Source organism: Anabaena azotica FACHB-119, assembly GCF_014697625.1.
In the GTDB taxonomy this organism is placed as follows: domain Bacteria; phylum Cyanobacteriota; class Cyanobacteriia; order Cyanobacteriales; family Nostocaceae; genus Trichormus; species Trichormus azoticus_A.
Genome location: NZ_JACJSG010000100.1, coordinates 1 through 8,749, shown reverse-complemented (window position 1 = coordinate 8,749; position 8,749 = coordinate 1). Strand labels below are relative to the sequence as shown.

The window sequence follows — 8,749 nt, the reverse complement described above, 5'->3', positions numbered from 1 at the left end:
CTGGGTGATGGACAAGTGCAGCAGCGCGATAGGCTTTCTTGAGATCCACCATTGTGAATGGCGTTTGCAGTTGGAGAAGTGTTAGGGCTTGGGTGAATGTGATTTTCATGATTCTTGTTTCATAATTTGTACGCTAAGGGAAGCGAAAACTTACTTGAGTAATGTTGAGTAATGCCACCAATCTCTAAATTATTTTTGGACAGCATATTCAATTTTTGGTGTGCAATAATCTGATTGCTGTAGTAAGATGTTAAGTTCACAAATACTAGCAGTCGCCCGAATTTTCAGTATTAATTCGGGCGAGTTTCTTCTAATCAAAAACCTTGGCTGTAGCAGCAGATTGTTGATTAGTTTCTAGCTCATCTTTGATGTAGGACAATGCGGTTTGAGCATCCACAATTGTTAAGTCTGGGTAGTATTCCAGCTTGAGAAAATCGGGATGTTGGGCGATTTGAGATAACAGGTATTGGGTCACACCAACTAAATCAATTAGGCTAACTTCCATAAAAACTTTCTCAAGAGCGTTTGTCTTGTATGATCACGACTAATTGCTGCTGAAGTGCCGCTAATTGCTGTTGATGTTGTTCAATTTCTGCTTGTATCAGTGCTTGAACTTCTGCAACAGAAAGCTGTTGAATTTGCTCATCAAAGTAATAAAATACTTGCTGAGAGTTCTTGTCTGGTAGCACAGCATAGCGCCAACCTTGTCCGTATTCATGGGCTAATAGTGTGCCTGGAGGGTTGTACTCCATGCCGATAATTAGCCCCTGCTTTGTCCATTGCCCTGGCACGAATCGGGGATAGTCCCAGTCTTTAGGGATCGATATTACGGGTTGCATATTTGTTATTGGTGAATGAATGATTAGTAGTCAGGAGTCAGGAGTCAGAAGTCAGAAATCAAAATTGTTCTGGCTCCTGACTTCTGAGTTCTGGGTTCTGGTTTACGCTGCAACTAACTCAGAGCTTGGTGCTTCCGTCTCTATCAGCGTCAGCCACTCATCCGGGGTAAGTTGGTCAAATGGCATATCCAAGCAATCCTCACCAGACGCACCCATAGAATCATCGGCTACTGGCTGAGGTTTTAAAGAAACTGCTACAAACCAGAACTCACCGTTTTTCTGGATAACTTCAACTGGCTGTAAATTAGTTAATTCTTCCTCATCCCCCAGTCGCGCTATGATTTCGTTAGCAGTCGCGCTAGGTTCCTCAAACTGCGCCTGCACGGGTAACATCCCTTGCTGGTACTGCTGCTTGACGTAGCTGTGGCATTTGGCGGGGGTGGTGTCGCGGTAAATCTCGCGGCCGTTAATGATGATTCGCCAGTACAAATCTTGATAGTTGTCGTGGTCGAACTCAATGCTGGCTATCTGTTCCCCTTGGATGACTAACTCTTGGTCGCACAGAGAGATTTCTTGTACTTTAGGAACTTCGGGAACTACAGTTTGGGCTGGAGGGTTGAGTGTACCGTCTTTGTGATGCCAATTAATGAAGCGGTGGCATTGAGAAATAGCAAAGTGACGGAACTTTTCTTCACCATTAACCATAACCACCCATCTTTGGGTTACATATTCATTGTTGTCGTAGCTGATGTAGGCGACAAGTCTATTGCCTGCATACACCTCGAAGTGATGGGGATTTATTTGTTGGGTGGTCAGTTCTTCCGGTGCGATCGCCTGGGCTTGGTTGGCGATGTAGTTGTCTAGTTCTGCTTGGGCTAGTGTTTGTTCGTCAAGGGCAAGAGGGGCGATTTTGTATAGGCGCTGGGCTTGGTAATCAGCGATCGCAGCAATCCATGCGTTCTTACAGTAGCGGTTGGTTATCTCAACTGTGCAGCCGATTTGGTCGTAGAGTTGCCTGAGTCCAGCTATGGATTTGTGCTGGAGTTGTTGATGAGAGTATATAACGTGGGTCATAATAGGTAAGTTCTATTAATGGACTAGAAAAGCGCTTCAGATTGCGAGTCAGGGGCGCTTTCTCTATGTCTTAGTATTGTAGACTGTCGCACGACACTTGTCAATTGATGTACGACAGTCTATATTGAGTGTAGGACGACGTTTTACATTAAAGGAGGTGGTTTAGGTGGATATAGTGAAAATTAGGCGCTACACAGATATTGAAATTCAAGGTTTAGGAGGAAAAATTAGGCAAGCTAGAAAAGCCGATGGGCGCTCAGTTGAGGTTCTGGCAGCAGAAGCTGAAATTAGTCGCTCTTACTGGCACGACATTGAAGCGGAGCGGATACGTGATGCTTTGCCAGAAGAAACTTTGAGAAAGATTGAGCGAGTTCTTGGTATTGACTTAGGAGTGAATTTTAATGGTTAATACCTCAAATCTTATCTTCTGCTTCTACCTTCAGTTTTTCTACGAGTGCTTGTAACTTCAGGCTACAGCCATAATTTTATGTTCTCGCTTCAGCAAATTACACTCAAGTAGGGTGGAACAATGAACTCTCCACCCCGTAAGCGCAAAGCCACCTCTGCGTCATCTATCAACTCAGACATTTCCCATTCAGAAGATCCCGCTTCAGTAACAATTGACGTGGCGGCGGTTGAAGTTCCTGAACTAACCGAGCAGGAGCAAAGCGATCGCCTTTTGCTTGAGCGCAAGGTGGAGAGAGCTTTTTTCGAGGCTGGGAAGGCGCTTGCAGAATTACGCGATCGTCGGCTCTATCGTTCCACGCACGGCACTTTTGAGGAATATTGCCGCGATCGCTTTGGTCAAAGCCGTCGCCAGTCTTACTATTTAATGGAAGCTGCGGTTATTTTTGATAATTTAGTGGAAAAATGTGAACGGAACGTTCACATCCTACCGACGAATGAGTGGCAAGTTAGACCATTGACAAAGCTAGACCCAGACATTCAGCCCGAAGCATGGCAACAAGTTGTAGAATCTGCCAAGGGTAAAGTACCATCTCATCGTATCGTTAAAGATGTGGTGCAAAAGATAATGGAACGTACCCAAGTACCCAATACTTACCAGCTTGGGGAAGTGTGCCAGATATTAGTTAAGGATAACCCCGAACTTAGAGGAATGGGGGGCTGTTGGGCGATTGTCTCTCATGTTGGTGAGTTTAGCTGTACCGTCAAAACCTGGAATGGCGAAGTGACGGTTGGGGTGCAGCATTTAAAGTCCTGCGAATACTTACCTAGTGAGTGTGAGCAGGTGGGGGCGTTGTGCGATCGCATTTCACAAATATACTCTGATTCACTGGAGGAGACGGTCAAAAATCTGTTGCAGTCGTTGGGAAAGTTAAACCGTCCTTATCTTACGGCGGTAGAAGAGAAGCTGCTGAGTCTGATTGAAGGAGAATACGGCATCATAGATGAGATACCGCGCAATTCTTGAGTTACCAAGAACCAGGAGAAAAAAGGAATGCAGAGTATTAAGTTATGTTCTCATGTTGGTATCGACCAATGATTTGGAAACCTTAATGAAGAGATTCCATTTTGCCAGTTGCTATAGTATGGTTTATACCAACACCTGCACCATGAAAATTTAATCAGCAAATATTCCCAGCTTTTAACTTAATAGTTAACGCGATGTGCGACTTATTGTTTCGTTACACAAGTTCGGTGTATAAATGATTGAAAAGAAATTCCCACAATCCGCACTGGAGCGAGAAAATGCTTTATCATTAGTTAGTGTTGGAGGAAGGCAGTCATTTCCTATTCAAATATAACAGGTAATTAAGAGTGATAATCAAACAAATAGTACGCCACCAGCCAAAAAAGTAAAATCCCAAGAAAAACGGGGGAGAGGACGACCAAAAGGGAGTAAAAACAAAAATAAAGCCCAAGTGATATTAACATCTGAGTTATTACTAATTCAGAAGATGATTAATTCACTATTCGAGTTAGTAGGTAACTTTATCCCTTTAACATACTTATTTATCCCACAATCTTCTTGCTGATTTCCGTCAACTCAATCCCGGTTCCGGCATTATTGACCTTAAGGCTCATTATCGTGGCTTTCGATATGTCCATGAAATGTTAAAAATGCTTCCTCAAACCCCTGAGCCTATTTTATTAAATCAGATTTTTGCCAAGCTTACTTCTTTGGGACGTATTCATGCCGTTTCTATAGGCTTTAAAACCTCGTAAATTGGCAACGATATTGTTATTGATAATTATAATTAATAAGTGAGGGTGAGCAACGCTCACACTATCATAGTAATTATCTTTATTATTATCCTCAAAAAGATTTTTTTTCTCAGGTTTTGAGCGATCGCCTCTGCTACTCATAGAGATCGCTCTATTAGGCGGGGCGGAGCATCGTCGCACTCAACCAACCACTTTTGACCACACCCATCAAAATTAGCGGAGAGAACAACATGGCAAGTAATAGTGCAGAGCAAAGCAACACGACATTCCAGTTAATCACCGAGGACTTGTCGAAAAATTTGTTCAATCTTCAGGTCTGGTTAAAACAAGTTGTTCAGTTCCCAGAAGACGATGAAGCTTTTAAAGCTCGCTATGGTAGCTTTCAGGACGAGCAAGGTGTCCAAACTTTTGTTGCGGCCGTAGCAAACGCGCGTCAGGTCGCACAGAATTTTGGTAATCCAACCACCTTGAAACAGCAAATAGCTAGCAATCCCAACTTGCTGATGGGTATTGATCCGCCAAAACTTGTCTATGGACATCTTGTTTGGCTTTTCACTCAAATTGGGAATGCAGCGAGTACCTTCGAGAGTACACTAGGTTCACTCCAACAGCTTCTGGAACCGTCGAACACTGATCAGAAAACCCGTGCCGAGTATCTAAAGACTATACTTAATGGTTCAGGAGGTCTGGTTTCGACGGCAAACAACAACAAAAGCAAAACCGAGATACTGATGTCTCAGATTTCCCCCTTTGAGTCACAACTCTCTCAGGCTATACAGACTTTCAACGAGACCAAACTTGTTAACCAAGCTAACCAAAGGATTGGTTTACTCGGGAGTAACATCGACCAGCTAAAGAACCAAGCAGCCCAAGCCTACAAGCAGTGGAAAGGTAAGACCATGCCAGAATCAGTATGGAGTGAACCGATCGAAAGCATTGGTGACGACAAGGAACAAGAGGGTTTGACAATGCTTTGGGATCGCAAAAAGAAAAATGCACGGAAAAAGTATGAGCAGTTGAGACAAGAGATCGATGCAGCCCAGGCTGAGGTACAGCAAAAATCAATTTTCACCAACGATCTCAAGGACTTCTTTATAAACGGCAACCGAGTAGTCGCAGCTGTGCTAAGTATTAACAACAACCTCAAAAAAATCAACAAGGTCTTCGGTGATACTGCTGACCGACTGACTGATGTTTGTAACTTATCCAGCGAGGAGAAGTTAAGTAACTACCTGTGGGTAGCCCGCGCCTTGGAAATCCCAAAAGCACTCGAAGTTTGGAAAGGAATAAAGGACGCTGCTCAGAATTTTGTGCAAAACTCCTTGGTTAGCTAAAAGCTTAACTGACACTCCCTGGCGTGAACTTATGTCTTATTCTGACTTTTCCCGTTAAGTGTCTTTTGCAAGCTGCCAACCTTCACAGAGGTCATGTAATTTTAACCAACCTCGCCAAAGTACCTGGATACCAATGGGTGTTTTACTTCGATGTTCTAAGTAGCCACCAAGACGGGCAACAGTTTCAACAGCCCAGCTAACGGTTAGTACTTTGGGAAGTTTGAAGGACTTAGCTTTTAAAATCTTAAGTTCAAGGGGGTTAACTGATATCTTGCACCTAGCTGGATAAACACTGAATATGTAGAATAAAAGTATCGAGTACTACATAGCTATTACACAGCTATATACTGAGTATAAAGTAATTGATAGTACTTGGGGGAGAGATGGCGAAGCTGTCCCCAGAGGCAAACTAAACAGTTTAGTTTAAAAATGAGATAAAACTTGACCGTAAAGATGGAAAAAGCGAAGTAATCGAACATACTAAAGTTATTGAGTCTTAGTTGAAGCCAGAGAATCAAATGATTCCTTATATGGAGTACCACAGTAAGGACAGAAACGAAATTTTAACGAAGTAATAGGTTCGTGACAATTAGCACAACTATCACGTAAAGCAGTACCGCATAAAAAACAAAACAGCGATCGCGGCGACAACCAAAAATCCTCAAGGGTGGTTCCAGGTGTCCAACAGTGAGGACAAAACTTGAGGCGATCGGCACAATTGATGGGGATACCTCTAGTAACAGCATCAAGGTACTCAGATGGAACCTGTAAGGCGATCGCGCTCACCACGATGACTTTTGGTATTGAGTTTGGTGGTCAAGCCGCGCTCGATTTTGCCCAAACTCTGGATGTGGATACCGGCAATATTTGCTAACTCAGTTTGACTTAGACCCAAGGCGTTGCGTATTCTCTTGACGTATTCAGCCAAGGATTCTTGGGATTGAGGGGTATTATCCATAGTGAGAGTATGTGTAAAAGTATAAATATATTGCTGGTAAATTTTACCTATCTGCTATGTTCTCTCGCCGCCCAAACGCCCAAGATGAAGACGAAAGCTCAGTATAAAGTTCAGAATTGGAACGCCTATGATGCTGCCCTCAAGCAACGAGGCAGTATAACGTTCTGGGTAAATGAAGAGACAATCGAGCAGTGGCACAACCAGCAAAAAACGGGGAGAAAGGGGGCATCGAACTACTACTCTGATACTGCGATGCCTTCGGCAACCCGAAGCGGGAACGCTACGATGGGAACAATTCAATCGGTGTTTCATTTGCCTGGACGACAAGCAGAGGGGTTTTTGGAGTCGCTGTTCATGCTCATGGGAATAGAGCTAGCTGTACCAGATCACTCCACCCTATCAAGGCGTTTGAGCAAGTTGTCGGTGAAATTACCTGTAGTGCCAAAAGATGAGGCTGTCCATGTAGTAGTGGATTCAACTGGTGTGAAAGTGTATGGTGAAGGCGAATGGAAAGTGCGTACACATGGGGTTAGTAAGAGACGGACGTGGCGCAAGTTGCATCTGGGCGTTGACTGTGAAAGTGGCGAAATTCTGGGCGCAGTCGTCACTACTAATGATATGGGTGATTGTGAAGTCTTGCCTGACATATTGGAGCAGATTGATCAGCCGATAGAGCAAGTTTCTGGTGATGGTGGCTATGACACAAAAGGTTGTTACGACAGCATTTCACAACGCGGGGCAAAAGCGGTAATTCCACCGCGCAGCAACGCCAAAATTCAACAACAAAGTAATGAAGCACAGCCACACCCTAGAGATGAAAATCTGCGGAGGGTGAACCAAGTCGGGCGTAAGCAATGGAAACAAGAGTCTGGTTATCACCGCCGTTCTTTATCTGAAACTGTTATCTTTCGACTCAAAACCATTTTTGGCGGTAGGTTGAGACGACGTTTTTTTGACAATCAGGCTGTCGAGTTATTCTTACAATGTGCGGCGCTCAATCGCATGATCCAGTTAGGTAAGCCTGACTCTTATAAAGTCGTTGCCTAATTCCTCTCCTTACTTCGGATGGGTGTGTCCTTTTTTTCCTTTCATGCAACAAAGCCTTTCCAAACTATTATTTTAGCGGATACTGCTTTTGGTAGTGTAGAGTTTCTTGAGGGTGTACGTCAGCTTAAATATCACGCTGTCACAGGTGTATCTATTAGTCGTAAGTTAGCTGATGGCAGACTTCTAAGACGTTTACATCAGCAGGGTCAACAAGTTTATTTGTTCGGGTTAAAGTTTCCTGTTACCGTTGCTTGGTATTACTTAAAACGCGATAATGGTAAATTAGAAAAGCGTTTTGTCTTGTCTACCCGCCCGATTAAAGCTTCTACTCTCAAGTGGTGGGGTAAACGCAGATGGCAGATTGAGGGATGGTTTAAAACTGCAAAGCATCGTTTTGGTTTGCACCGTTTTGGACAAGGAACTCTACTGGGTATGTATCGGTGGCTAATTCTTTCTCTAAGCGCTTATCTCATCGCTCATTGGACTTATCTACATACTCACTCAACATCACCACCTGATTGGGGTCAGGCTGCACAAACAGCCTTTGAGTCTATTTTTTCTCATATAGTTGTGTATCTACTTTTACTTGACATTAAACGGCTAACTCCCCTTGCACGTAGTCATGGTTTTGACATCCAGTTTTGCAGGTGCAAGAAGTGAGTCTACCTTTATCTGGTTAAAATCCTGCTTTTGAGTCCACGAACTATACATGAATTAATTGGGCTTGGCTTAAGTCTAATTTTGGCTTGCTTAATTTTAGCTTTGTACCGCTATTATTTGCGTATGAATCAAAAAAACAGTAATTTATTTTACTAGTGACAGAAAATTATGCTTACTTGACTTCTGCCTTTGAATCTAAATCACTCATGTATTAAAAAATTGTTAGTTATTGAGGTTATGTGAACACTTTTTTTTCACTTGTGAGAAATCTGGGTCAAAGACTAGCGAGACACTAGGGATTTCCAAAGAATAAATTGTCCCAAAAAACTAATCTTTTGGCGATTATCAAAATTTGCTCTTTTCTAACTAGGACTTACGCAACTGGCATATTTTTCTGTAGGGTGTGTGACACTGCGAAAATATTTGAATGTAGTCATGAGACTTGTAGGGTCACGCACCAATCACCAATTGTGACACTTGCGTAAGTCCTGCTAACTTGTTCCGAATGGTTAAAACCCGAAATAATGTAAACAAATTAGTAACTGCCTAGCTAGTAGTAAGAGAGGCAAGAAAAACAGAGGGATTACCAAGTAGAGCCTGAGTAATAACTTCCAAAAGATTCAGACCATGTTTAGAAGCAGTGGAAAGAA

General features: G+C 43.0%; 11 protein-coding genes and 2 pseudogenes. 6 read left to right on the top strand and 7 right to left on the bottom strand.

Annotated features, from left to right (window positions below; genetic code table 11):
- Positions 1-310: 310 nt before the first annotated feature.
- From H6G83_RS34195 to H6G83_RS34185, 3 genes are all read right to left on the bottom strand, one after another.
- On the bottom strand, positions 311-505 hold the full coding sequence (locus H6G83_RS34195; RefSeq protein WP_190480526.1) for a hypothetical protein: 195 nt from the start codon (positions 503-505) through the stop codon (positions 311-313).
- Positions 506-515: 10 nt separating this feature from the next.
- The gene (locus tag H6G83_RS34190; RefSeq protein ID WP_190480525.1) at positions 516-839 is read right to left on the bottom strand and encodes a hypothetical protein; all 324 of its coding nucleotides are present in this window, start codon (positions 837-839) and stop codon (positions 516-518) included.
- A gap of 102 nt (positions 840-941) precedes the next feature.
- Entirely contained in the window at positions 942-1,913 is a 972-nt protein-coding gene (locus H6G83_RS34185) for a hypothetical protein (protein ID WP_190480523.1), read from the bottom strand.
- A gap of 175 nt (positions 1,914-2,088) precedes the next feature.
- Here H6G83_RS34185 and H6G83_RS35750 point away from each other — a divergent pair, with 175 nt between their 5' ends.
- The 3 genes and pseudogenes from H6G83_RS35750 to H6G83_RS34170 all read left to right on the top strand — a co-directional run.
- On the top strand, positions 2,089-2,322 hold the full coding sequence (locus H6G83_RS35750; RefSeq protein WP_190480530.1) for a helix-turn-helix domain-containing protein: 234 nt from the start codon (positions 2,089-2,091) through the stop codon (positions 2,320-2,322).
- A 120-nt stretch (positions 2,323-2,442) separates the two neighbouring features.
- Positions 2,443-3,345: a hypothetical protein gene (locus H6G83_RS34175; RefSeq protein WP_190480520.1), complete on the top strand. Its 903-nt coding sequence runs from the start codon at positions 2,443-2,445 to the stop codon at positions 3,343-3,345.
- A gap of 283 nt (positions 3,346-3,628) precedes the next feature.
- Positions 3,629-4,100 (top strand): annotated as a pseudogene (locus H6G83_RS34170) (hypothetical protein); the annotation flags it as partial.
- Here H6G83_RS34170 and H6G83_RS34165 read toward each other — a convergent pair.
- Positions 4,026-4,241 (bottom strand): hypothetical protein, encoded by a 216-nt coding sequence (locus H6G83_RS34165; protein ID WP_190480532.1) that lies wholly within the window; start codon positions 4,239-4,241, stop codon positions 4,026-4,028. The pseudogene H6G83_RS34170 and the gene H6G83_RS34165 sit on opposite strands and share 75 nt — an antisense overlap.
- Positions 4,242-4,330: 89 nt before the next feature.
- On the opposite strand from H6G83_RS34165, the gene H6G83_RS34160 reads away from it, so the two are divergent.
- The gene (locus H6G83_RS34160; protein ID WP_190480518.1) at positions 4,331-5,434 is read left to right on the top strand and encodes a hypothetical protein; all 1,104 of its coding nucleotides are present in this window, start codon (positions 4,331-4,333) and stop codon (positions 5,432-5,434) included.
- A 54-nt stretch (positions 5,435-5,488) separates the two neighbouring features.
- On the opposite strand, the pseudogene H6G83_RS34155 reads toward H6G83_RS34160, so the two are convergent.
- From H6G83_RS34155 to H6G83_RS36325, 3 genes and pseudogenes are all read right to left on the bottom strand, one after another.
- Positions 5,489-5,698 (bottom strand): annotated as a pseudogene (locus tag H6G83_RS34155) (hypothetical protein); the annotation flags it as partial.
- 222 nt (positions 5,699-5,920) lie between these two features.
- Entirely contained in the window at positions 5,921-6,223 is a 303-nt protein-coding gene (locus H6G83_RS36330; RefSeq protein WP_313937797.1) for a zinc ribbon domain-containing protein, read from the bottom strand.
- The gene (locus H6G83_RS36325) at positions 6,189-6,392 is read right to left on the bottom strand and encodes a helix-turn-helix domain-containing protein (protein ID WP_313937795.1); all 204 of its coding nucleotides are present in this window, start codon (positions 6,390-6,392) and stop codon (positions 6,189-6,191) included. Before H6G83_RS36325 ends, H6G83_RS36330 begins: the two co-directional genes overlap by 35 nt.
- Before the next feature lie 84 nt (positions 6,393-6,476).
- Between H6G83_RS36325 and H6G83_RS34145 the strand changes: the two genes are divergently transcribed.
- Entirely contained in the window at positions 6,477-7,439 is a 963-nt protein-coding gene (locus H6G83_RS34145; RefSeq protein ID WP_190480528.1) for an IS5 family transposase, read from the top strand.
- A gap of 24 nt (positions 7,440-7,463) precedes the next feature.
- Positions 7,464-8,099, top strand: a complete 636-nt coding sequence (locus tag H6G83_RS34140; protein ID WP_313937793.1) for a transposase — start codon at positions 7,464-7,466, stop codon at positions 8,097-8,099.
- The last annotated feature ends 650 nt before the right edge of the window (positions 8,100-8,749 follow it).